Origin of the sequence: Streptomyces sp. NBC_01255 (assembly GCF_036226445.1) — a bacterium.
Taxonomy (GTDB): Bacteria; Actinomycetota; Actinomycetes; order Streptomycetales; family Streptomycetaceae; genus Streptomyces.
The window spans coordinates 7,082,216-7,103,961 of record NZ_CP108474.1 but is presented as its reverse complement, the minus strand read 5'-3'; the positions used below and the strand labels follow the sequence as shown (position 1 = coordinate 7,103,961).

Annotated in this window: 23 protein-coding genes; 8 read left to right on the top strand and 15 right to left on the bottom strand. The window is 71.8% G+C overall.

Annotated features, from left to right (window positions below; translation table 11 throughout):
• Nucleotides 1-101 precede the first annotated feature (101 nt).
• The 3 genes from OG357_RS32180 to OG357_RS32170 all read right to left on the bottom strand — a co-directional run bounded on the left by OG357_RS32180 (nucleotide 102) and on the right by OG357_RS32170 (nucleotide 2,800).
• On the bottom strand, nucleotides 102-965 hold the full coding sequence (locus tag OG357_RS32180) for a MetQ/NlpA family ABC transporter substrate-binding protein (RefSeq protein ID WP_317593830.1): 864 nt from the start codon (nucleotides 963-965) through the stop codon (nucleotides 102-104).
• Between the two features lie 96 nt (nucleotides 966-1,061).
• A complete protein-coding gene (locus tag OG357_RS32175; protein WP_329624469.1) occupies nucleotides 1,062-1,730 on the bottom strand; it encodes a methionine ABC transporter permease in 669 nt (222 codons plus the stop codon).
• Nucleotides 1,727-2,800: a methionine ABC transporter ATP-binding protein gene (locus OG357_RS32170; protein ID WP_329624468.1), complete on the bottom strand. Its 1,074-nt coding sequence runs from the start codon at nucleotides 2,798-2,800 to the stop codon at nucleotides 1,727-1,729. Before OG357_RS32170 ends, OG357_RS32175 begins: the two co-directional genes overlap by 4 nt.
• A 627-nt stretch (nucleotides 2,801-3,427) precedes the next feature.
• Between OG357_RS32170 and OG357_RS32165 the strand changes: the two genes are divergently transcribed.
• Nucleotides 3,428-3,790, top strand: a complete 363-nt coding sequence (locus OG357_RS32165; RefSeq protein WP_329624467.1) for a hypothetical protein — start codon at nucleotides 3,428-3,430, stop codon at nucleotides 3,788-3,790.
• A gap of 2 nt (nucleotides 3,791-3,792) precedes the next feature.
• Entirely contained in the window at nucleotides 3,793-4,224 is a 432-nt protein-coding gene (locus tag OG357_RS32160; RefSeq protein WP_329624466.1) for a hypothetical protein, read from the top strand.
• A 16-nt stretch (nucleotides 4,225-4,240) separates the two neighbouring features.
• Here OG357_RS32160 and OG357_RS32155 read toward each other — a convergent pair whose 3' ends face one another.
• The 3 genes from OG357_RS32155 to OG357_RS32145 form a co-directional block, all read right to left on the bottom strand.
• Nucleotides 4,241-4,735, bottom strand: a complete 495-nt coding sequence (locus OG357_RS32155; protein ID WP_329624465.1) for a GNAT family N-acetyltransferase — start codon at nucleotides 4,733-4,735, stop codon at nucleotides 4,241-4,243.
• A 37-nt stretch (nucleotides 4,736-4,772) separates the two neighbouring features.
• Entirely contained in the window at nucleotides 4,773-5,387 is a 615-nt protein-coding gene (locus OG357_RS32150) for a sigma-70 family RNA polymerase sigma factor (RefSeq protein ID WP_329624464.1), read from the bottom strand.
• Between the two features lie 124 nt (nucleotides 5,388-5,511).
• On the bottom strand, nucleotides 5,512-6,687 hold the full coding sequence (locus tag OG357_RS32145; protein WP_329624463.1) for a glycerophosphodiester phosphodiesterase: 1,176 nt from the start codon (nucleotides 6,685-6,687) through the stop codon (nucleotides 5,512-5,514).
• 227 nt (nucleotides 6,688-6,914) lie between these two features.
• Here OG357_RS32145 and OG357_RS32140 point away from each other — a divergent pair, with 227 nt between their 5' ends.
• The gene (locus OG357_RS32140; protein WP_329624462.1) at nucleotides 6,915-7,586 is read left to right on the top strand and encodes a lysophospholipid acyltransferase family protein; all 672 of its coding nucleotides are present in this window, start codon (nucleotides 6,915-6,917) and stop codon (nucleotides 7,584-7,586) included.
• A 68-nt stretch (nucleotides 7,587-7,654) separates the two neighbouring features.
• Here OG357_RS32140 and OG357_RS32135 read toward each other — a convergent pair whose 3' ends face one another.
• Together OG357_RS32135 and OG357_RS32130 are read right to left on the bottom strand one after the other, a co-directional pair.
• On the bottom strand, nucleotides 7,655-9,199 hold the full coding sequence (locus OG357_RS32135; RefSeq protein WP_329624461.1) for an MFS transporter: 1,545 nt from the start codon (nucleotides 9,197-9,199) through the stop codon (nucleotides 7,655-7,657).
• Complete coding sequence (locus OG357_RS32130; protein ID WP_329624460.1) at nucleotides 9,196-9,747, bottom strand: TetR/AcrR family transcriptional regulator; 552 nt, start codon at nucleotides 9,745-9,747, stop codon at nucleotides 9,196-9,198. The genes OG357_RS32135 and OG357_RS32130 overlap by 4 nt, the downstream gene beginning before the upstream one ends.
• A gap of 84 nt (nucleotides 9,748-9,831) precedes the next feature.
• On the opposite strand from OG357_RS32130, the gene OG357_RS32125 reads away from it, so the two are divergent.
• Entirely contained in the window at nucleotides 9,832-10,341 is a 510-nt protein-coding gene (locus OG357_RS32125) for an HAD domain-containing protein (protein WP_329624459.1), read from the top strand.
• 11 nt (nucleotides 10,342-10,352) lie between these two features.
• Here OG357_RS32125 and argH read toward each other — a convergent pair whose 3' ends face one another.
• Nucleotides 10,353-11,780 (bottom strand): argininosuccinate lyase, encoded by a 1,428-nt coding sequence (gene argH / locus OG357_RS32120; protein WP_329624458.1) that lies wholly within the window; start codon nucleotides 11,778-11,780, stop codon nucleotides 10,353-10,355.
• 210 nt (nucleotides 11,781-11,990) lie between these two features.
• Here argH and OG357_RS32115 point away from each other — a divergent pair, with 210 nt between their 5' ends.
• A complete protein-coding gene (locus OG357_RS32115; RefSeq protein WP_329624457.1) occupies nucleotides 11,991-12,125 on the top strand; it encodes a hypothetical protein in 135 nt (44 codons plus the stop codon).
• A 145-nt stretch (nucleotides 12,126-12,270) separates the two neighbouring features.
• Here the strand turns inward: OG357_RS32115 and OG357_RS32110 are convergent, their stop codons facing one another.
• The 5 genes from OG357_RS32110 to argC are packed head-to-tail and all read right to left on the bottom strand — an operon-like array spanning nucleotide 12,271 to nucleotide 17,130.
• Nucleotides 12,271-12,804 (bottom strand): arginine repressor, encoded by a 534-nt coding sequence (locus tag OG357_RS32110; RefSeq protein ID WP_329624456.1) that lies wholly within the window; start codon nucleotides 12,802-12,804, stop codon nucleotides 12,271-12,273.
• Between the two features lie 7 nt (nucleotides 12,805-12,811).
• Nucleotides 12,812-14,017 carry an acetylornithine transaminase gene (locus tag OG357_RS32105; RefSeq protein ID WP_329624455.1) on the bottom strand — a complete coding sequence of 402 codons (1,206 nt, stop codon included), beginning with the start codon at nucleotides 14,015-14,017 and terminating at the stop codon, nucleotides 12,812-12,814.
• Nucleotides 14,018-14,021: 4 nt separating this feature from the next.
• Nucleotides 14,022-14,942 (bottom strand): acetylglutamate kinase, encoded by a 921-nt coding sequence (argB, locus tag OG357_RS32100; protein ID WP_329624454.1) that lies wholly within the window; start codon nucleotides 14,940-14,942, stop codon nucleotides 14,022-14,024.
• Nucleotides 14,939-16,105, bottom strand: a complete 1,167-nt coding sequence (argJ, locus tag OG357_RS32095; RefSeq protein ID WP_329624453.1) for a bifunctional glutamate N-acetyltransferase/amino-acid acetyltransferase ArgJ — start codon at nucleotides 16,103-16,105, stop codon at nucleotides 14,939-14,941. The genes argB and argJ overlap by 4 nt, the downstream gene beginning before the upstream one ends.
• Nucleotides 16,102-17,130 (bottom strand): N-acetyl-gamma-glutamyl-phosphate reductase, encoded by a 1,029-nt coding sequence (gene argC / locus OG357_RS32090; protein WP_329624452.1) that lies wholly within the window; start codon nucleotides 17,128-17,130, stop codon nucleotides 16,102-16,104. The genes argJ and argC overlap by 4 nt, the downstream gene beginning before the upstream one ends.
• Nucleotides 17,131-17,281: 151 nt before the next feature.
• Here argC and OG357_RS32085 point away from each other — a divergent pair, with 151 nt between their 5' ends.
• The 3 genes from OG357_RS32085 (at nucleotide 17,282) to OG357_RS32075 (ending at nucleotide 20,427) form a co-directional block, all read left to right on the top strand.
• Nucleotides 17,282-18,139: a sigma factor-like helix-turn-helix DNA-binding protein gene (locus OG357_RS32085; protein WP_329624451.1), complete on the top strand. Its 858-nt coding sequence runs from the start codon at nucleotides 17,282-17,284 to the stop codon at nucleotides 18,137-18,139.
• Between the two features lie 165 nt (nucleotides 18,140-18,304).
• Nucleotides 18,305-19,903, top strand: coding sequence for an ABC-F family ATP-binding cassette domain-containing protein (locus OG357_RS32080; protein ID WP_329624450.1), 1,599 nt, complete (start codon nucleotides 18,305-18,307; stop codon nucleotides 19,901-19,903).
• 122 nt (nucleotides 19,904-20,025) lie between these two features.
• Complete coding sequence (locus OG357_RS32075; protein ID WP_329624449.1) at nucleotides 20,026-20,427, top strand: VOC family protein; 402 nt, start codon at nucleotides 20,026-20,028, stop codon at nucleotides 20,425-20,427.
• Nucleotides 20,428-20,443: 16 nt separating this feature from the next.
• Here the strand turns inward: OG357_RS32075 and OG357_RS32070 are convergent, their stop codons facing one another.
• Nucleotides 20,444-21,625 carry a methyltransferase gene (locus OG357_RS32070; protein ID WP_329624448.1) on the bottom strand — a complete coding sequence of 394 codons (1,182 nt, stop codon included), beginning with the start codon at nucleotides 21,623-21,625 and terminating at the stop codon, nucleotides 20,444-20,446.
• Nucleotides 21,626-21,746: the final 121 nt, after the last annotated feature.

Below are 21,746 nucleotides of genomic sequence, written 5' to 3'. Positions count from 1 at the left end.
TGGGGGTGTGGCGAAGGCCCGCGCATCGGACGGGATGCGGGGGCCTTCGTCACAAGGACTGTACGGGGAAACCGGTCTGACGGTTCCTCGGACGCCGGGTCCTACTTGGCGACGGCGCCGAAGGCCGGGATGACCGAGCCCTTGTAGGTGTCCTCGATGTACTTCTTCACCTCGGGCGAGTTGAGGAGCTCGGCGAGCTTCTGCACGCGGGCGTCCTTCTCGTTGCCCTCCTTGACGGCGAGGAAGTTGGCGTACGGGTTGCCGTCGGCCTTCTCCAGGACGAGGGCGTCCTTCGCCGGCTGGAGCTTGGCCTCGATGGCGTAGTTGCCGTTGATGACGGCGGCGTCCACGTCGTTCAGGGCGCGGGGCACGGTGGCGGCCTCCAGCTCCTTGAACTCCAGGCCCTTCTTGTCGGTGATGTCGGAGAGCTTGGCGTTGGTGCCGACACCCGGCTTGATGGTGATCAGGCCGTTCTCGGCGAGCAGCTGGAGCGCGCGGCCGCCGTTGGTGGTGTCGTTGGGGACGGCGATCGTCTGGCCCGCCTTGATGTCCTTCACCGACTTGAGGCTCTTGGAGTAGAGGCCCAGCGGCTCCAGGTGGACGTTGACCACCGGGACGATGGTGGTCTTGTTCTTCTGGTTGAAGTCGTCGAGGTACGGCTTGTGCTGGAAGAAGTTGGCGTCGACCTGGCCGGACTGGGTGGCGGTGTTCGGCAGGACGTAGTCCGTGAACTCCTTCACCTCCAGCTTCAGGCCCGCCTTCTCGGCCAGGTTGTCCTTGACGTAGTTGAGGATGTCGGCGTGCGGCGTCGGGGACGCGGCGACGACGAGCGGCTTGGAGGCGTCGCCGGAGCCGGCCGAGTCCTTGGAGGAGGACGGGTCCGAGGAGGTGCCGCAGGCGGTGAGGCCGAGGGCGAGGGCGGCGGTGGCGGCGATACCGGCGGTGAGCTTGATGTTCTTACGCACGAAGAGTGCCTCTTTCCGGTGGTGCGGTGGACGCCTGGACAACAAGTCCGGGCTGTTCTTCGAAAAACGAAGCCTTGGGGGGTGGGGCGGTACGGCTCAGGCCGTGCGGCCCCGGCGGGCGAGGAGCCGGACGACTCCGTCGCCGACGAGCTGGACGACGGTCACGATGAGGACCAGGACGACGACGGTGACGAGCATGAACGTCGTGTCGAAGCGCTGGTATCCGTAGGTGACGGCCTTGGAGCCGAGGCCCTCGCCGCCGACCGCGCCGGCCATCGCCGAGTAGCCGATGAGCACGATCACCGTGGTGGTGACGCCCGAGACGAGCGAGGGCAGGGCCTGCGGGAGCAGCACCTTGCGGACGATGGTCGGGATGCCGCCGCCCATGGCCTGGACGGCCTCGACGAGCCCGTGGTCGACCTCGCGGATCGCCGTCTCGACGAGGCGCGCGAAGAAGGGGATGGCACCGATGGCGAGCGGCACGATCATCGCGGTGGGGCCGATGAAGGTGCCGACGACGAAGGTGGTGAACGGGATCAGGGCGATCAGCAGGATGATGAAGGGCAGCGAACGCCCGATGTTCACGATCGCACCGACGATCTTGTTCACCGGCCGGTTCTGCAGCAGTCCGCCCTTGTCCGTGAGGACGAGGAGGATGCCGAGCGGCAGGCCGCCGAGCACGGTGACGACGGTGGCCCAGAGGACCATGTAGAGCGTGTCGACGGTGCCCTGCTCCAGCAGCGGCTGCATCTCGGACCAGGTCACTTGGCACCTTCCTTGGCCAGTACGGGCACGGCGTCGGCCGGTGCGGTGACCGCTTCGGCGGCTTCATCGGGGTCGACGGGTTCGACCTGGAGGCCCTGCTCGCGCAGGAAGCCGACCGGGACGACGTTGTCCTCGTACCGTCCGGGGAGCTCGATCCGCATCCGGCCGATCTGCTTGCCGCCCACGGTGTCCATCGCCGCCCCGAGGATCGAGATGTCGATGTTGTACGTGCGGGAGAGCTGGGAGATGACCGGCTGGGTCGCGGACTCGCCGTGGAAGGTGACGTCGACGACCGTGCGGTCGGGGCCCGTCGGGGCACCGCTGACCGGGAAGAGCTCGGCCGCCAGCTGGGAGCCGGGGGTGGCGAGCAGTCCGGTGACGGTGCCGGACTCGATCACGCGGCCGTGCTGCATCAGGGCGGCGGAGTCGCAGATCGTCTTGACGACGTCCATCTCGTGCGTGATGAGCAGGACGGTGAGACCGAGCTGCCGGTTGAGGTCGCGCAGGAGCTGGAGGATGGAGCGGGTGGTCTCCGGGTCGAGGGCGCTGGTGGCCTCGTCGGAGAGGAGGACCTTGGGCTCGCCTGCGAGGGCGCGGGCGATGCCGACGCGCTGCTTCTGGCCGCCGGAGAGCTGGCCCGGGTAGGACTTGGCCTTGTCGGCGAGGCCGACGAGGTCGAGGAGTTCGAGGGCACGGCGGGAGCGCTCGGCGCCGGAGACGCCGAGGATCTCCAGCGGGAGCTCGATGTTGTCCTTGACCGTGCGGGAGGACAGCAGGTTGAAGTGCTGGAAGACCATGCCGATGCTGCTGCGCGCCCGGCGCAGGTTCTTCCCGGCGCGGCGGCCCTTTCCGGCGAGGGCGGTGAGGTCGACTCCGTCGACGGTCACGGTGCCGGAGGTGGGGCGCTCCAGGAGGTTGACGCAGCGGATGAGCGAGGACTTGCCGGCGCCGCTCTGGCCGATCACGCCGAAGACCTCGCCCTCGCGGACGTGCAGGTCGACGCCGTCCAGAGCGGTGACCTGGCGGCCGCGCGACTCGTAGACCTTGGTCAGGCCCGAAGTGGTGATCACAGGGTTTCCGTCACTGTCGAGTGCGCGGCGCGGGGTCCGCCGGGCACGGGGCATTCGTCGTTCGGACAGTCAGGCGCACGGAGGCCGGTCCGGCTGGTGGCCGGAGGCGGTGTGCGCGCGGGGCAGGCACGGTCCATCGCCGGATGGCGGGAGGATCGGCTCGGCCGTCTGGTCTCGCTTCGGGGCGCGAGACGCTGCGGGGGCCCTCAGAAGGCGCACATTCGACACATACAACGAGCACCGGGCGTCGTGATCGCCTCGGTCGCAAGGGTGCGGCTGCTCGTCGTGGTCATGTCTGCAAGTAAAGCATGCGCACTCGCGAACGAAAGGGGGGCGTCCGAATAGCGGACGTCGTTGAGATGCCATGCGGACACCCGCCGGCGGGTCGTACGTGGGGCGCTGCCCGGTGCGTGGCCTGCGAGGACGGGCCCGGGCGGGCGGGGCCGACGGCGCGGCTCCGGACCGGGAGCGGGCCGCAGGTGTGGCCAAGGCCACGGTCGGTGCGTCCGCCACCTACCGGGTGCGGAAGTGGGGAGGCGGGGGTGAGCGCCGGAGTGGCAGGGGTGAGCGCCGGGGAGGCGGGGGGCGAGCGCATCGGGCCTTTCGGACCGTAATACCCTCGGGCGCATGCTCGACGCCATGACGGTCACGGTCTCCGTGGCCGCGCTCGCCCTCGCCGCCTGGTGCGGCTTCGCCGCCTTCCGGGACCAGCCGACCAAGGACTGGCACTTCATCGGCATGGCCGTGGTGACCTTCCTGGTCCTGGCCCAGCTGATCGTCGGCATCGTGCAGCTCGTGCGCGGCGAGAAGGCCGAGGAGGGCACGACGATCTTCGTCGCCTATCTGCTGGGTGCGCTGTGCGCGGTGCCGATCGCCGGGTTCATGTCGCTCGCGGAGCGCAGCCGGTGGGGCTCGGCGACGGTGGCCGCCGGTGCGGTGGTCCTGGCCGTTCTCGAAGTGCGTCTCTACGACATCTGGACGGTGGGCTGACCATGACCGAGACGCAGGAGAAGGCGGCACAGGGCGCGAGGACCCGTCTCGTCTCGGGCCCGGGCATCCTGCTCGTCTGGCTGTACGGCGTGATGTCGGTCGGCGCGGTCTCCCGCTCGATCTACCAGATCGCGACCGAGTTCGACCGGGCGCCGCTCGCGTACGGCCTGTCGGCGGTGGCGGCCGTGGTCTACGCCTTCATCACCTACACCCTGGTACGGGGCGGGGAGACGGCTCGCAGGGCGGCGCTGGTCTGCTGCGCCGCCGAGCTCGCGGGCGTGCTGATCGTGGGGACCTGGACGCTGGTGGAGCCGTCCGCCTTCCCGGACGCGACGGTCTGGTCGGACTACGGCTACGGCTACCTCTTCATTCCGGTGCTGTTGCCGCTGACCGGCATCTGGTGGCTGCGCCGGTCGCGCGCGGTGGCCTCCTGAGCCGTCGCCACCTGAGTCAGGCGGCGTCCTTCTCCAGGGTCACCAGGGTGAGTTTGGGGCCCAGTTCGCGGGCCGCCACCTGTGCGTACCCCTTGCTGCGGTAGAGCCGCAGATTGCCCTCGCTGCGGTGGCCGGTGAAGAGCTGGAAGCGCTTGGCGGCGGGCTCGGCCGGTGCGGTCTCGGCGGCGAAGTGGCGCTCGATGCCGTCGAGGAGACGGCCGCCCAGGCCGTGGCGCTGCATGCGCGGGTGGACGATCAGCTTGGCGATCCGTACCGTGCCGTCCTCGTCGAGGCGGGCCCGCACCGAGGCGACGACCTCGTCGCCGAGCCGGGCCACCAGGCCGTATCCCTCGTCCAGTTCGGCGCGCAGGGCGTCGAGCGACTGGGTGAGCGGTTCGATGGACCAGTCTCCGTACAGCTCCGCCTCGCTCTGGTAGCAGAGGTACTGCAGCTTCAGGATGTGCTCCGCGTCCTGCGCGTCCGCTGCTGAGATGGTCACACTCAGGCCCATGTGTGCACGCCTCCCGCTCATGTGGTTCGCCGTCGGTTTATCGCACCCTTCCCCGTCGGCCGGGGGCGGGAACCTCTGCAGCCAGCATTCTGCGCAGGCATCCCAGGCAACGGGAACGCATCGGCCCCAAACTGCCTTGTGAGATACCCAACTCTCCTGCGATTTCCCGGTAGGTGGGGTCTTGCGGATCGAGCATCGCGGTGAGCAGGCGCGGGCACCGGCCGGGCGTTCGAGTGACGGCGGCGCGCAGGGTGCGGTGGCGTTCGGCGACGAGGAGCGAGGTCTCCGGGGAGCCTTCCGGTCCTCCTTCGGTGTCCGGCGGCGGGGCCGGCTCGCCCTGGTACGGGCGCTCCCGGTCGGTGGTCCGGCGGGCTCGGCGGGCCTCGGCGCGGACGGCGCGGCGCAGCCAGTCGGCGGGGCGCTCGGGGGCACCCGCCTCCTGGAGGCGCTCCAGGAGACGGAGCCAGACGGCCTGTTCGAGGTCGCCGGGGTCGATGCCGGCTGCCGGGGCCTCGGCGTCCGACTCGGCGGCGAGCAGCGGGGCGAGGGCGGCGAGGAGGCCGGGGGTCGCAGGGGAGTCGGGGGTCGCGAGGGAGTCGGAAGCGGGGGCGGGGGCCGGGTCCGCGTACGTCGTGGTCTCGGGGGAGGTCATGACCGGCACGATGTCGGGGTGCGCGGATGCGGTTGCGGTACGGGGCGTAAACCACCCGGGAGGAGGTCGTGCCGGCCCGAACGGCCGCGGGGCCGGACGGCCTCCTCCCGAGCTCCCGAGCCAGTCAGCCGCGGGCGGCCGTGAGGTCCGCGGCGGCGAGCAGCGCGGTGTCGGGATTGTCGGAGAAGATGCCGTCGATCCCCGTCTCCAGGTACCGCTTCAGCGCCCCGAAGGCGTCGCCGTAGGCCGTCGGGTCCGTGCCCCGGCGGAAGTCGGCGGGCAGGAAGCTGTTCTCGTTGCGGTGCGTGTACGGGTGGAGGAGCAGCCCCTCGGCGTGCGCGTCGCGGACGAGGGTGGTCGGGGTGCCGAGGCGGCCGGCCGCGTCCTTCGGGATCACCAGGTCGAGCGTGGGGCCGATGCCCTGCGCGTACGAGGCGATCCAGCGCAGGCCCTCGGGCGTGACCAGGTCGGCGACGGTGCGCGGGTCACCGGCCTGGACGAAGTCCCAGGGGCGGCTGCTCGCGGCGGAGAGCAGGACCACTCCCGGGGAGTCGACCAGCTTCGCCAGGCGCTGGATGCTGCTGGGCTCGAAGGACTGGAGGAAGACCGGGGAGTTCGCGCGGTGGCGTCCGTAGCGGCGCAGGAGCTTGGCGAGCCGCTCCTCCAGGCCGAGGCCGAGGGAGCGGAAGTAGGTGGGGTGCTTGGTCTCGACGTGCAGCCAGACGTCGCGGCCCCGGCGGCGGCCCTCCTCCTCGGCCCAGCGGAGCACCTCCTCGAAGGTGGGGATCGTCCAGCGGCCGTCGTAGAGGGTGTTCTCCTGGCGGGTGCCGGGGATGCGCTCCTTCGCCCGCAGGGTCTTGAGCTCCGCGAGGGTGAAGTCCTCGGTGAACCAGCCGGTGTACGAGGTGCCGTCGACGCTCTTGGTGGTCTTCCGGGAGGCGAATTCGGGGTGGTCGGCGACGTCGGTGGTGCCGGTGATGTCGTTCTCGTGGCGGCAGACGAGGTGGCCGTCCCGGGTGGGGACGAGGTCCTGCTCGATGACGTGGGCGCCGAGGTCGAGGGCGTGCCGGTAGGAGCCGAGGGTGTGCTCGGGGCGGTAGCCGCTGGCGCCGCGGTGGGCGATGACGGTGGGGACGGGGAGGGAGCGGTAGCCGTGGCCGTGGCCGCGGCTGTCGCCCCGGGCCTCGTCGGCGTGGGCGGTGCCCGTGGGGAGGGCCGTCGAGGCCCCCAGTACCGCCGCCGCTCCGGCCGCTCCGAGAACGGTCCGTCGTGCCGGGGTCCGGCGCTCGCCCTGGGTCATGAAGGCTCCTCGTGTGTGATGCCCCGCACCTGTCAACGGGGAGCTCCGACGCTAGGCAAGAAGGCCCTACGGACGGCAGACCTCTGCCGAACATGGCGGAAACACACGTCAACACTGCGTATCCACTCGGTGAACCCGATGTGCGTACGGCGGTGACCCGCGAGTATCGTCGCCAGCTGCACCGTCAGCTGGCCCGACCCCCGCCCGCGCGTCACCCGGAGGAACCGTTGTCCCGTCTCGCGATCATCAAGGCAGTGCTCGGGCCGGTCATGCGCCTGATGTTCCGCCCCCGCGTGGAGGGCGCCGAGAACATCCCGGGGACCGGTCCCGTCATCCTCGCGGGCAACCACCTGACCTTCATCGACTCGATGATCATGCCGATCTGCCTGGACCGTCAGGTCTTCTTCATCGGCAAGGACGAGTACGTGACGGGCAAGGGCGTCAAGGGCCGGGCGATGGCCTGGTTCTTCACCAGCGTCGGCATGATCCCGGTGGACCGGGACGGCGGGCGCGGCGGTGTGGCGGCGCTGATGACCGGGCGGCGGGTCCTGGAGGAGGGCAAGATCTTCTCGATCTACCCGGAGGGCACCCGCTCCCCCGACGGCCGGCTGTACCGGGGCCGTACGGGCATCGCGCGCCTCACCCTGATGACCGGTGCGCCGGTGGTGCCGTTCGCGATGATCGGCACCGACAAGATCCAGCCGGGCGGGGCGGGGGTGCCGCGGCCGGGCAAGGTCACGGTCCGCTTCGGCGAGCCGATGGAGTTCTCGCGGTACGACGGGATGGACCGCGACCGCTATGTCCTGCGGGCGGTGACGGACTCGGTGATGGCCGAGGTGATGCGGCTGTCCGGTCAGGAGTACGTGGACATGTACGCCACGAAGGCGAAGGCCGCGTAACGCTCGTGCGCGTGTGACGGGGCCCCGTACAGCTCGGCTGTACGGGGCCCCGTCGCGTTCCCCTGCCGTCAGTGCTCGACGCCGTCCTCCAGCTTCTGGCCCCTGAGCAGGAACCAGGCCGCGACCGAGGCCGCGAGGAGGACCGCCGCGCCGACACCGGCCGCGATCCGCAGACCGTCGACGAAGGCCAGCTGGGCGGCCGACACCAGGGCCGTCGCCGTCTCCGGGGCGAGGGCGCCGGAGGCCTCCACCGCGCCGCCGAGCGACTCGTGGGCGGCCGAGGCGATGTCGGTGGGGACACCGGTCGGGGTGGCGAAGTTCCGGTAGACGCCGGTCACGATCGAGCCGAGTACGGCGATGCCGAGCGCGGCGCCGAGCTCGTACGCGGTCTCGGAGACGGCGGAGGCGGAGCCCGCCTGGTCCTTCGGGACGCTGGAGAGGATCACGTCGGCGGTGACGGTGAAGGCGAAGCCGGCGCCCACACCGACGACGAGCAGGCTCGCGCCGAGCAGCGGATAGCCGGTGTTTCCGTCGATCGTCGTCAGGACGGCGAGGGAGAGGCCGACGGCCGCGAGACCGCCCGCCACGACGGACCGCACGGAGAACCGTCGGGCGACGACACCGGCGACGAGACCGGCCGTGACGGCGCCGATCGCCGCGGGGAGCTCGGCGAGACCGGCCTCCAGGGGCTGCCGGCCCTGGACCAGCTGGAAGAACTGGGACAGGAAGAACACCAGGCCGGAGAGGCCCAGGATGGTCAGCAGGTCGGCGAGGACGGCGCCGGAGAATCCGCGGTTGCGGAAGAGGCGCATGTCCAGGAGCGGCGCGGGCAGGGTCAGCTGCCTGCGGACGAACCAGGTCAGGGCGGCGGCACCGATGAGGGCGCCGACGGCCGCGTCGAGGGAGAGGCCGTGGGAGGCCAGTTCCTTGATCGCGTACACGACGGCGATCACGCCGACGAGGGAGAGGCCGACGCTGGCGAGGTCCCAGGGGCCCGGGTTCGGGTTCTTCGACTCGGGGATCATCTTGATGCCGACGAGGACGAGGACCGCCATGACGGGCAGGTTGATGAGGAAGACCGAGCCCCACCAGAAGTGCTCCAGGAGGAATCCGCCGACGACCGGTCCGACGGCGGCACCGGCCGAGGCCATGGCGCCCCAGATGCCGATGGCGAGGCTGCGCTCGCGCGGGTCGTGGAAGAGGTTCCGGATGAGCGCCAGGGTGGACGGCATCAGGGTGGCGCCGGCGACGCCGAGCAGCGCGCGGGCCACGATCATCATCTCGGGGCTGGTCGCGTAGGCGTTCAGGACGGAGACCGCACCGAAGGCCGTGGCGCCGATGAGCAGCAGCTTCTTGCGGCCGATGCGGTCGCCGAGGCTGCCCATGGAGACCAGGAGTCCGGCGATGACGAACGAGTAGACGTCGCCGATCCAGAGCAGCTGGGAGCCGGAGGGCTTGAGGTCCTCTGAGAGGAAGGGGGTGGCGAGGCCGAGGACCGTCGCGTCCACCGCCACGAGCAGGACGGCCAGGACGAGGACGGAAAGGGCGAGCCACCGGCCGGGGCGGCGGACGCCCTCGATATGGTCGGGGTGCTTGAGGGTACTGATGCTCACTTCTCCACGCTCCTGCGCGCTCCGCCGAGCAACAGCTCGACGATCATGTACTGGAAGTCCTTGGCGGCGACCCGGCCGTCCTGCACGGCCCAGGCGGCCGAACCGATGAGCCCGTAGAGGGCCTCGGTGAGCCAGGCGGGGGTCAGATCGATCCGGAAGGTGCCCTCTTCCTGGCCGCGCTTGAAGAGGTCGGAGACCCGGGCGTCGAGGCGGGCCCAGCCTTCGTTCTGCTGGTCGCCCTCGAAGAGCTGGTTCTCGGTCACGAGGAACGACAGCAGGGGTGCCATCGGCTCCATCCCGGCGACGAGCCGGCGTACGGCCTCGTCGGCGGTCCCCTCGTCGAGACGGGCCCGGTCGAGGGCCGCCTCCAGCTCCTGGATCCCGAGCTCCTCCAGAGCCCTGACCAGGGCGTCGCGCCCGGCGAAGTGCCGGTGCAGCGTGGCCCGACCGATCCCGGCGGCCCGCGCGACCTCGTCCATGGTGGCGGTCGCCTTGCGGGAGAGCAGGGCGGCGGCGCTGTGGAGCACCTGGGTGCGATCGACTGACATGAGACGACCATACACCGAATGAGACATCATTGTCTCATTCGATATTTCGATGCCTCACCGCGTCGGGGACGGAATGCTGTGAACATGACGAAGCCACTACTGCTGATCGATGTGGACGGGCCGCTGAATCCGTACGCGGCGCAGCGCGAGCGGCGCCCGCAGGGGTACACGACGCACCGCATGCGGCCGGGCGGCTGGTTCGAGACGAAGCCGCTGCGGGTGTGGCTGAATCCGGCGCACGGGGGTGAGCTGCTCGCGCTCGCCGAGGCGTACGAGCTGGTGTGGGCGACGACGTGGAAGGGCGAGGCGAACGATTGGATCGGACCTCGCCTCGGGCTGCCCGAGCTGCCGTTCATCGACTGGCCCCGGATGCACGGAAAGGCCCCTCGCGGGACCTTCTGGAAGACGCAGTACATCCTGGAGTACGCGGAGGGGCGGCCGTTCGCCTGGGTCGACGACGACATCACGTCGTACGACCACGAGTACGTGGAGCAGAACCACCTCGCCGCCGCCCTGTTGCTGCACGTCGACCCCCGGCTCGGACTGCTCCGGCCGGACTTCGACGCGCTCGCGGAGTGGGCGGCGGCGCTGTGACGTCCTGAGGGCTACTTCTTGGCGTTGGCCCAGGCGTGCTGGATCACCAGGTCGGCCTTGACCTCGACGAGCTGGGTGGCGACCGCCGAGGGGGCGGTGCCGCCGCGGCCGTCGCGGGAGGCGAGGGCGCCGGGGACGTTGAGGACCGTGCGGACCTCGGGGGTGAGGTGCTCGGAGATCTTGGCGAACTGCTCGTCCGTGAGCTCGTCCAGCTCCTTGCCCTCGGCCTCGGCGACCTTCACGCACTCGCCGGCGACCTCGTGCGCCACCCGGAACGGCACGCCCTGCTTGACCAGCCACTCCGCGATGTCCGTCGCGAGCGAGAAGCCCGCCGGGGCCAGCTCCTCCATGCGCTCGCGGTGGACCGTGAGCGTGGCCATCATGCCGGTGAAGGCGGGCAGCAGGACCTCCAGCTGGTCGCAGGAGTCGAAGACCGGCTCCTTGTCCTCCTGGAGGTCGCGGTTGTACGCGAGCGGGAGGGCCTTGAGGGTGGCGAGCAGGCCCGTCAGGTTGCCGATGAGACGGCCCGACTTGCCCCGCGCCAGCTCGGCGATGTCCGGGTTCTTCTTCTGCGGCATGATCGACGAGCCCGTGGAGAAGGCGTCGTGCAGGGTCACGAAGGAGAACTCCTTCGTGTTCCAGATGATGATCTCCTCCGCGATCCGGGAGAGGTTCACCCCGATCATCGCCGTGATGAAGGCGAACTCCGCCACGAAGTCACGGGAGGCCGTGCCGTCGATCGAGTTGCCGACCGAGCCGCGCTCGAAGCCGAGGTCCTTGGCGACCGCCTCCGGGTCGAGCCCGAGCGAGGAGCCCGCGAGGGCGCCGGAGCCGTACGGGGAGACGGCCGTCCGGGTGTCCCACTGGCGCAGTCGCTCGCCGTCCCGGGACAGGGACTGGGCGTGGGCCAGGACGTGGTGGGCGAAGAGCACCGGCTGGGCGTGCTGGAGATGCGTACGGCCGGGCATGGCGACGTCCGCGTGCGCCTCGGCGAGGCCGACCAGGGCGTCCTGGAGGTCGGCGATGAGGCCGCCGATGACGCGGGCGTGGTCCCTGAGGTACATCCGGAAGAGGGTGGCGACCTGGTCGTTCCGGGACCGGCCGGCGCGCAGCTTGCCGCCGAGGTCGGGGCCGAGGCGCTCCAGGAGGCCGCGCTCCAGGGCGGTGTGGACGTCCTCGTCGGCGATGGTGCCGACGAAGGAGCCGTCGGCGACGTCCGCCTCCAGCAGGTCGAGGCCCGCGAGCATGCGCGTCAGCTCGTCCTCGGTGAGCAGGCCCGCCTTGTGCAGCACGCGCGCGTGGGCGCGGGAGCCGGCGATGTCGTACGGCGCGAGACGCCAGTCGAAGTGGACCGACGCGGACAGCTTCGCGAGGGCCTCGGCGGGGCCGTCGGCGAACCGGCCGCCCCAGAGCCGGACGTCACCGTTGTTGCTGCTCACAGCTGCTACTCCTCAGGAGGGTGGGTGTACGTGTGCGGGTCGCGCCAGGTCATGCCGGGCGCCGATCGCACACCCTCTACTAGGCATAACTATGCGGTGCACCGTATGTTTTGTCAACGCGATGCCGGGCAGGCCGGCAGCCGGCCCGGCGATCCAGGGGATCCCGACAATCAGGGGCGGTCCTGCCGTCCTGAGTCCTAGGCTCCGGCCATGTCGAGCAGCGCGCACGTGGACGCCACGGACCACCTGGCCCGGGCCCTGGAGGGGGCCGACGCGGGCGCGTGGGTGCTCCGGGTGCTCCGCCTCGTCCGCGGGCGGGATCGCACTCGGACACCCGGGACGTGAGGCGCGGGCGTGGGGCCGGGATCTTTCCGCGCGTCAACGGCGGCGGGGCGACGGCCGGTCGTGGCTCCGCGCCGACAGCACATCGCCGTCGGACGCGGAGCGGTCCGACGGCGATCAGCCCGTACTGGCGGGGTACTACGTCAGGTCAGCCCTTCTGCGCCAGGCGCAGCAGGTGGTCGGCGAGTCCCTGGCCGCCCGTCGGGTCCCGGCTGATCAGCAGGAGGGTGTCGTCGCCCGCGATCGTGCCGAGGATCGCGTGGAGTTCGGCCTGGTCGATGGCCGACGCGAGGAACTGGGCCGCGCCCGGCGGGGTCCTCAGCACCACCAGGTTGGCGGACGCCTCGGCGGAGATCAGGAGTTCGCCGGAGAGGCGCCGCATGCGCTCCTCCTTGGCGGACTCGCCGAGCGGGGCCTGCGGCGTGCGGAAGCCGCCCTCGCTGGGCACCGCGTAGATCAGCTCTCCACCGGTGTTGCGGATCTTCACCGCGCCCAGCTCGTCGAGGTCGCGGGAGAGCGTCGCCTGAGTGACGCTCAGCCCGTCGTCCGCGAGGAGCTTGGCGAGCTGGCTCTGCGAGCGCACCGGCTGGCGGTTGAGGATGTCGACGATCCTGCGGTGGCGTGCGGTGCGGGTCTGCGGAACGGACGGCCCGCCGTGCTCGTTCTCCTGCGCGTCGGTCATCGTCGTCTCATTCTCCGGTTCGTCCTTGCCCGTTCGCCACGTCGAGGACTCCGGGGAGGGCCCGGAGGAAGGTGTCCGCCTCGGCGTCGGTGAGGACCAGCGGAGGCATGATCCTGACGACATCGGGGGCGGGCGCGTTCACCAGGAGGCCGGCGTCCTGGGCCGCCTGCTGCACCTGGGGTGCGAGGGGCCCGGTGAGCACGATACCCAGCAGGAGGCCCGCTCCACGGACGTGGGAGACCAGCGGGTGGTTCAGACCTTCGATTCCCTGCCTCAGCCGCTCCCCGACCGCCTTCACGTGGTCGAGGGCCGCGTCGGCCCCGAGGGTGTCCAGGACGGCGAGTCCGGCGGCGCAGGCGATCGGGTTGCCGCCGAAGGTGGTGCCGTGGTGGCCGGGGCCGAAGAGGTCCGCGGCCGGGCCGAAGGCGACGGTCGCGCCGAGCGGGAGGCCGCCGCCGAGCCCCTTGGCCAGGGTCACGACATCCGGCTCGACGCCCTCGTGGGCCTGGTACTCGAACCAGTGGCCGCAGCGGCCGATGCCGGTCTGGACCTCGTCGAGGACGAGGAGGGTGCCGGTGGCGCGGGTGATCTCCCGGGCGGCCTTGAGGTAGCCGGGGGGCGGGACGACGACGCCGTTCTCGCCCTGGATCGGCTCGATGATCACGAAGGCCGTGTCCTCGGTGACCGCGGCGCGCAGTGCCTCGACGTCGCCGTACGGGACGTGGGTGACGTCACCGGGCAGCGGCAGGAAGGGGGTCTGCTTGCCGGGCTGGCCGGTGAGCGCGAGGGAGCCCATGGTCCGGCCGTGGAAGCCGCCGTCGGTGGCGACCATGTGCGTCCGGCCGGTGAGCCGGCCGATCTTGAACGCGGCCTCGTTGGCCTCGGCGCCCGAGTTGCAGAAGAAGACCTTGCCGGGCCGGCCGAAGAGGCCGAGCAGCCGCTCGGCGAGGGCGACGGGCGGCTCGGCGACGAAGAGGTTGGACACGTGCCCGAGGCTCTGGACCTGCCGGGTCACGGCCTCGACGATCGCCGGGTGTCCGTGGCCGAGGGCGTTGACGGCGATGCCGCCGACGAAGTCGAGGTACTCCTTGCCGTCGGCGTCCCAGACCTTGGCGCCCTCACCGCGGACGAGGGGCAGCCGGGGGGTGCCGTAGTTGTTCATGAGCGAGCCCTGCCACCGCTGGGTCAGCTGCTCGTTGCCGGTGCTGCTCATCGGTTCAGTCCCCCTGTCCGTCGGGCACGACCATCGTGCCGATGCCCTCGTCGGTGAAGATCTCCAGCAGGATCGAGTGCTGGACCCGGCCGTCGATCACGCGGGCCGTGGTGACCCCGTTCCGTACGGCGTGCAGGCAGCCCTCCATCTTGGGGACCATGCCGCTGGAGAGCTCGGGCAGCAGCTTCTCCAGCTGGCTCGCGGTGAGCCTGCTGATGACCTCGTCGCTGTTCGGCCAGTCCTCGTAGAGGCCCTCGACGTCGGTCAGGACCATCAGCGTCTCGGCACCCAGCGCCGCAGCGAGTGCCGCAGCCGCCGTATCAGCATTGACGTTGTAGACATGTCCGTCGTCCTGGGAGCGGGCGATGGAGGAGATGACCGGGATGCGGCCGTCCTCCAGGAGCGCCTCGATGGCGCCGGTGTCGATGGCGGTGATCTCGCCGACCCGGCCGATGTCGACCTGTTCGCCCTCGATGACCGGCCGGTGCTTGGTGGCCGTGATGGTGTGGGCGTCCTCGCCCGTCATGCCGATGGCGAACGGGCCGTGCTGGTTGAGCAGCCCGACGAGCTCGCGCTGGACCTGCCCGGCGAGGACCATCCGTACGACGTCCATGGCGTCCTCGGTGGTGACGCGCAGGCCGGCCTTGAACTCGCTGACGATGCCGTGCTTGTCGAGCGCGGCGCTGATCTGGGGGCCGCCGCCGTGCACGACGACCGGCTTGAGACCGGCGTGGCGCAGGAAGACGACGTCCTGGGCGAAGGCGGCCTTCAGGTCCTCGTCGATCATGGCGTTTCCGCCGAACTTGATGACGACGGTCTTGCCGTGGTGGCGGGTGAGCCAGGGCAGGGCCTCGATGAGGATCTGAGCCTTCGGGAGGGCGGTGTGCTTCCGCGCGGGCGTGTTGGGGTTGTCGGCCTTGTTCACGACGAGTACGCGCTGTTCTCGTGGACGTAGTCGGCGGTGAGGTCGTTCGCCCAGATGACGGCGGACTCGGAGCCGGCGGCCAGGTCGGCGGTGATGGTGACCTCCCGGTAGCGCATGTCGACGAGCTCGCGGTCCTCGCCGACGGAGCCGTTCCTGCAGACCCACACGCCGTTGATGGCGACGTTGAGCCGGTCCGGGTCGAAGGCCGCCCTCGTGGTGCCGATGGCGGAGAGCACCCGGCCCCAGTTGGGGTCCTCGCCGTGGATGGCGCACTTGAGGAGGTTGTTCCGGGCGATGGACCGGCCCACCTCGACGGCGTCGTCCTCGGTCGCGGCGTTGATCACCTCGATGCGGATGTCCTTGCTGGCGCCCTCGGCGTCGCCGATGAGCTGGCGGGCGAGGTCGTCGCAGACGGCCCGTACGGCCTCGGTGAACTCGTCCTGCGCGGGGGTGATGCCGGAGGCGCCGGAGGCGAGGAGGAGCACGGTGTCGTTGGTGGACATGCAGCCGTCGGAGTCGACCCGGTCGAAGGTGACGCGGGTGGCGCCCCGGAGGGCGCTGTCCAGGCCCTTGGTGTCGACGTCGGCGTCGGTGGTGAGGACGACGAGCATGGTGGCGAGGCCGGGGGCGAGCATGCCGGCGCCCTTGGCCATTCCGCCGACCGTCCACCCTCCCTTGGTGACCACGGAGGTCTTGTGGACGGTGTCGGTGGTCTTGATGGCGATGGCGGCCTTCTCGCCGCCGTGCGCGGAGAGTTCGTCCGCGGCCTTCTCGACGCCGGGGAGGAGCTTGTCCATGGGGAGCAGGATGCCGATGAGGCCGGTGGAGGCGACGGCGACGTCGCCGGCGCCGACTTCCGGGCCCTTGGCGCTCAGGACCTCGGCGACCTTCTCAGCGGTGGCGTGGGTGTCCTGGAAGCCCTGGGGGCCGGTGCAGGCGTTGGCGCCGCCGGAGTTGAGGACGACGGCGGTCAGTTCGCCGTCGGCGAGGACCTGCTGGGACCAGAGGACCGGCGCGGCCTTGACGCGGTTGGAGGTGAAGACTCCCGCGGCGGCGCGGCGGGGCCCGGTGTTGACCACGAGGGCCAGGTCCGGGTTGCCGTTCTGCTTGATTCCGGCGGCGATGCCCGCTGCCGTGAATCCCTTCGCTGCGGTCACGCTCACGGCGCAACTCCAATCGTGGAAAGTCCGGTGTCCTCGGGGAGGCCCAGGGCGATGTTCATGCTCTGCACCGCACCGCCTGCGGTGCCCTTGGTGAGGTTGTCGATGGCGCTGATGGCGATGATCCGGTTCGCGGCCGCGTCGTACGTGACCTGCACCTGAACGGCGTTGGAACCGTAGACGGACGCCGTCGCCGGCCACTGCCCCTCGGGGAGCAGGTGGACGAAGGGCTCGTCGGCGAAGGCCTTCTCGTACGCGTCCCGTACGGATCCGGCGGTGACGCCCGGCTTCGCGGTGGCCGTGCAGGTGGCGAGGATGCCGCGGGGCATCGGGGCCAGGGTGGGCGTGAAGGAGACGGTGACCCGCTCCCCCGCAGGACCGCTGAGATTCTGGATCATCTCGGGGGTGTGGCGGTGACCGCCGCCGACGCCGTACGGCGACATGCTGCCCATGACCTCGCTGCCGAGGAGGTGGGGCTTGGCGGCCTTGCCCGCGCCGGAGGTCCCGGATGCGGCGACGATCACGGCTTCGGGCTCGGCGAGGCCGTTCGCGTACGCAGGGAAGAGCGCGAGCGAGACGGCGGTGGGGTAGCAGCCCGGCACCGCGATGCGCTTGGACCCTTCGAGCGCGGCGCGGGCGCCCGGCAGTTCGGGCAGGCCGTAGGGCCAGGTCCCGGCGTGCGGGGAGCCGTAGTACGTCTCCCAGTCGGCGGGGTTCTCCAGCCGGAAGTCGGCGCCCATGTCCACGACGAGGACGTCGGGACCGAGCTGCTCGGCGACGGCGGCCGACTGCCCGTGCGGCAGCGCCAGGAACACGACGTCGTGCCCGGCGAGCTCCTCGGGCGCGGTCGGCGCGAGGACACGGTCGGCGAGCGGGAGCAGGTGGGGCTGGAGGGCGCCGAGCTTCTGGCCCGCGTTGGAGTGGCCCGTCAGGGTGCCGATCTCGACGTGGGGGTGGGCGAGAAGGAGGCGCAGGAGCTCTCCGCCCGCGTATCCGCTCGCGCCGGCGACCGCTGCTCGTACCTTCATCGAAACCCTCCTCGTGGATGGCATGACTATACGTGCGTCCGCAGTTTTATGCAACGACCGACCGTCCGAAGCCCGAGGAACCCACCTCGTGTCACATCGGGGGGTGTCCTCGCGTCAAGGCGGTGACGGAACCGACGAGGAGTGAGGCCCCATGCACGACGACACATTGCTCACCGCTCTGACCAGGCGCTTCGACGCCGATCAGGAGCAGCTCCGGGGCGTGGCCCTGCGCATGATGGGGTCGCGGGCCGAGGCCGAGGACGTGCTCGCGACGGCACGGGCGGAGCTCGCGCGGGACAGCACGGCCGCCGTACGGGCCTGGCTGGCGGCCCACGTGGGGCAGGCGTGCGTCCGCGGACTCCGGGAACGGGCGGCCGCGGGACGGCCGGGGCCTGGGGGCGGAGATCCGGACGGGGTCGGAGATCTGGACGGGGTCGGCGCCAGGGGCGCGGGCGGGGTGGACTCCGTGTGGCTCGCGCTGCTCGTGGCCCTGGAGACCCTCGGGACCGAGGAGCGGCTCGCCTACGTCCTGCACGACCTCTTCGGACTGCCGCCGGACGAGACCGCCCGGGTCACCGGCGGCTCTCCCGTGGACGCGGCGCGGCTCGCCCGGCGCGCCCGGGAGCGGCTACGGGGCGGCGGGACCGCGCGGACCGACGGCGTACCGGGCCGGCAGCGCGCGGTGGCGGACCGGTTTCTCGCGGCCGCACGCGCGCGTGACGCGCGCGCACTGGCCGCCGTCCTCACCCCGGACGTCGTGGCGTACTCCGCGCGCGGGCCGGTCCACGGCGCCCCGGCCGTCGCGGAGGCGGCCGCCGCCTTCGCCCGCCTCGCCGACGCGGCGAGGCCCGCCCTGGTCGACGGGTCCGTCGGGCTCGTCGCCTTCGTGGCTGGCGTCCCGGTCTCCGCGGTGGCGTTCGCGCTCCGGCACGACCGGATCGTCGCCCTCGACATCGTCACAGGGGAGGACCGGGTACGCGCCCTGGATCTGGCCTTCCCCGACGGGTGAGCGGGCGGGACGGCAAGGGGGCGGGCCCGCGGCGGGGCGGAATTCCGGTGCGTCGGGGTGCCCACTCCGTTAGCCTCGGCGTCATGTCCACGCCCCGAATCTCCTAGCTGCGGACCCACGCCCACGCCACCCGTGTGTCCCTCAGCTGTTTCGGAGCGTTATCCCATGATCACCTTTCGTGGTGCCGACGTGCGCGTCGGCGCCCGGCTCCTGCTGTCCGGCGTCTCCTTCCACATCGCCCCCGGCGACCGGATCGGCCTCGTCGGCCGCAACGGCGCCGGCAAGACCACCCTGCTCGACACCCTGGCCGGGCTGCGTGCCCCGGCTGCCGGCACCGTCACCCGTACCGGCTCCGTCGGCCATCTCGCGCAGGACTCGCGGGCCGCCGACCCGACCGTGTCCGTCACCGACCGGATCCTCTCCGCGCGCGGTCTCGACCTGGCCGTCCGGCGGCTCGCGGAGGCGGCCCGCCGGCTCGGCGAGGCGCCCGACGCGCGGGCGCTCGCCGCGTACGACCGGGCGGAGGCCGCGTTCGAGACGGGCGGCGGGTACGCGGCCGAGGCGGAGGCGGCCCGGGTCGCCGCCGGGCTGGGCCTGCCCGCCGAGGTGATGGACCGGCCCGTCGGCCGGCTGTCCGGCGGGCAGAAGCGCCGGGTCGAGCTGGCCCGGATCCTCTTCGCCGGTCACGGCCCGGAGGACACCCTGCTCCTCGACGAGCCGACCAACCACCTGGACGCCGACTCGATCGGCTGGCTGCGCGGCTTCCTGACCGCCCACCGGGGCGGCCTGGTGCTGATCAGCCACGACGTCCGGCTCCTCACCGACACCGTCAACCGGGTCTTCCACCTCGATCCGGGGCGCGCCGCGCTCGACGTCCACAACACCGGCTGGCAGGTCTACCTCGCGCAGCGGGACGCCGACGAGCGGCGCCGGGTGCGCGAGCGCGCCAACGCCGAGCGGAAGGCGGCCACGCTGCACGCGCAGGCGGACCGCATGAAGTCCCGGGTGGCGACGGCGACGACGGCCCGCAGCATGGCGCGCCGGGCCGACCGGATGCTCGCCGGGCTCGACCCCGCGCGCCGGGCCGAGCGGGTCGCCCGCATCCGGCTGCCCGAGCCCGCGCCCTGCGGTCGTACGCCGCTGGGTGCGGTCTCGCTAACCAAGGCCTACGGGGAACGCCCCGTCCTCGGCGGGGTGGACCTGGCGGTGGACCGGGGCAGCCGGCTGGTCGTCCTCGGGCTCAACGGAGCCGGGAAGACGACGCTGCTGCGGCTCCTCGCCGGGGCGGAGACGCCCGACGCGGGACGGGTCGTACGCGGCCACGGCCTGCGCCTCGGGTACTTCGCCCAGGAGCACGACACGCTGGACCGGGACCGCACGGTCCGGGAGAACCTCGCGGCGGCCGCACCGCACCTGACGGACGGTGAGGTACGGGCGGTGCTGGGCGCCTTCCTGTTCCGGGGCGACGACGCCGACAAGCCGGCCGGAGTGCTGTCCGGCGGCGAGAAGACCAGGCTGGCGCTGGCCGCCCTCGTCCACTCCGGCGCCAACGTGCTGCTCCTCGACGAGCCCACGAACAATCTGGACCCCGCCTCCCGCGACGAGGTCCTGACGGCCGTGGGCACCTACCCGGGCGCGATCGTGATGGTCACGCACGACGAGGGCGCCATCGACGCGCTGCGCCCGGAGCGGGTCCTGCTGCTCCCGGACGCGGACGAGGACCTGTGGAGCGAGGAGTACCGGGAGCTCGTCACCCTGGCGTGACGGGGAGGGATGATCGGGGCGCCGGGACCCTGAACCCCGACCCGCGGGTCAGGGTCGAATCCGGGGCACGAGGGGGAGACCCCTGAGGGCCCGGTGCCCCGTGCCCTCGTAACCTGGAGGGCATGATCATCGATGCGCAGACCCACGTACGGATCGCCCGTCCCTCGCGGGACCTCGCCGCCGCCGAGCGGTTCTACGTCGACGGGCTCGGCCTCGTCGTGCAGTGGCGGACCCCCACGCGGGAGCCCGGCAAGCACGACCTCCTCATGGTCGGCCCGGCCGGCGGAGGCTGGCACTTCGAGCTGACGCGCGACCCCGAGCACCCGGTGGAGCCCACCCCCACCGTCGAGGACCTGTTCGTCGTCTACCTCGGCGCGCCCGTCGAGGAGGAGCAGGTCGAGCGGCTGATCGCGGCGGGCGGTACGCGGATACCCGCGCACAACCCGTACTGGGACGAGTACGGCGTCACCGTCGCCGACCCCGACGGCTACCAGCTCGTCCTGTGCTCCCGTTCCTGGGGCTGAACCTGAGGCCGATGCCTCAGGCGGTGTCCTCGCGATCGGGCTGACGTACGGCCCGGATGACCACGAACTTCGGGTCGCTCGCGACGAGCTCGCTGTTCCCGAAGATGCGGCGGAGGGTCACGTGGTAGCCGAGGTGGCGGTTGCCGACGACCCACAGTTCGCCGCCCGGCCGCAGTGCGCGCCGTGCTTCCGTGAACATGCGGCGGGCCGTGCGGTCGGTGGTGGCCTGGTGGCTGTGGAACGGCGGGTTGTTGAGGACGAGGTCGACCGAGCCGGCGGGCAGGTCCGAGAGCCCGTCGCCGACGATGAACTCGGCCTTGCGTCCTTCGCCCACGTGGGTGCGGAAGTTCTCCTCGGCCGAGGCGACCGCCTGGTACGACTCGTCGGTGAAGACCAGTTCCGCGTCGGGTTCGTGGAGGGCGATGGCGAGACCCACCACGCCGTTGCCGCAGCCGAGGTCGGCGACCCGGGCCCGGCCGAGGTCACCGGGCAGGTTCGCGAGCAGGAAGCGGGTGCCGATGTCGAGGCGGTCGGCGCAGAAGACCCCGGCGTGGTTGGTGACGGTCAGGCCGGGGAGGCCGGGCGCGGGGGTGTCCGCCGGGAGGGCGTACCGGTGCGGCCAGGGGTTCGGGCGCGGGGCGATGCCGGGCTCGCGCGTGGTGTGGATCAGCCGGGCCTTCTTCACCGCGAGCGAGGTGCGGGTGGTCCCCAGGATCCGCTCGAAGAGGCGGAGTGTGGAGGTGTGGATGTCCTTGACCATGCCGGTGCCGACGATCACGGTGTCCTCGTGCACGGCGGGGGCGAGCCGGTGCAGCTGGTCCTCCAGGAGCGCGAGGCTCTTGGGGACGCGGACGAGGAGGACGTCGATCCGCTCGGGTGGCGGGTCCTGCGTGGTCAGCAGCCGGACGGCGTCCGGAGCGGCCCCGGCGCGCGCGAGGTTGGCCCGCGTGGCCTGCCGGCCGAGGTAGGAGTCGGAGATCTGGACGAGCTCGCCGGCCCCGGCGGCCTGGAGTGCGGTGACGAGGGCTCCCCAGCGGTCGCCGAGCACGGCGACGGAGCCGGACAGGTCGGTACCGCTCTCGGCCAGGTGGCCCAGGAGGTACTCGTCGGACGCGTCCCAGGCCCGCAGCGGATCGCGCGGGTCCTCGGGGTGGCGGGTCAGCGTGAAGGCGCCCCATGACGTGGTCAAACGGTTCATCGTGCTCTCAGGCTAGCCGGTCGCGGCCTTCCGCTCCCCCTCCGCCTGCTCGCCGGTGGCGGCGGTGCGCCCCTGCCGGAGCGCGGCGAAGAGGCTTCGGGCGTCCGGGGCCCCGGGAAAG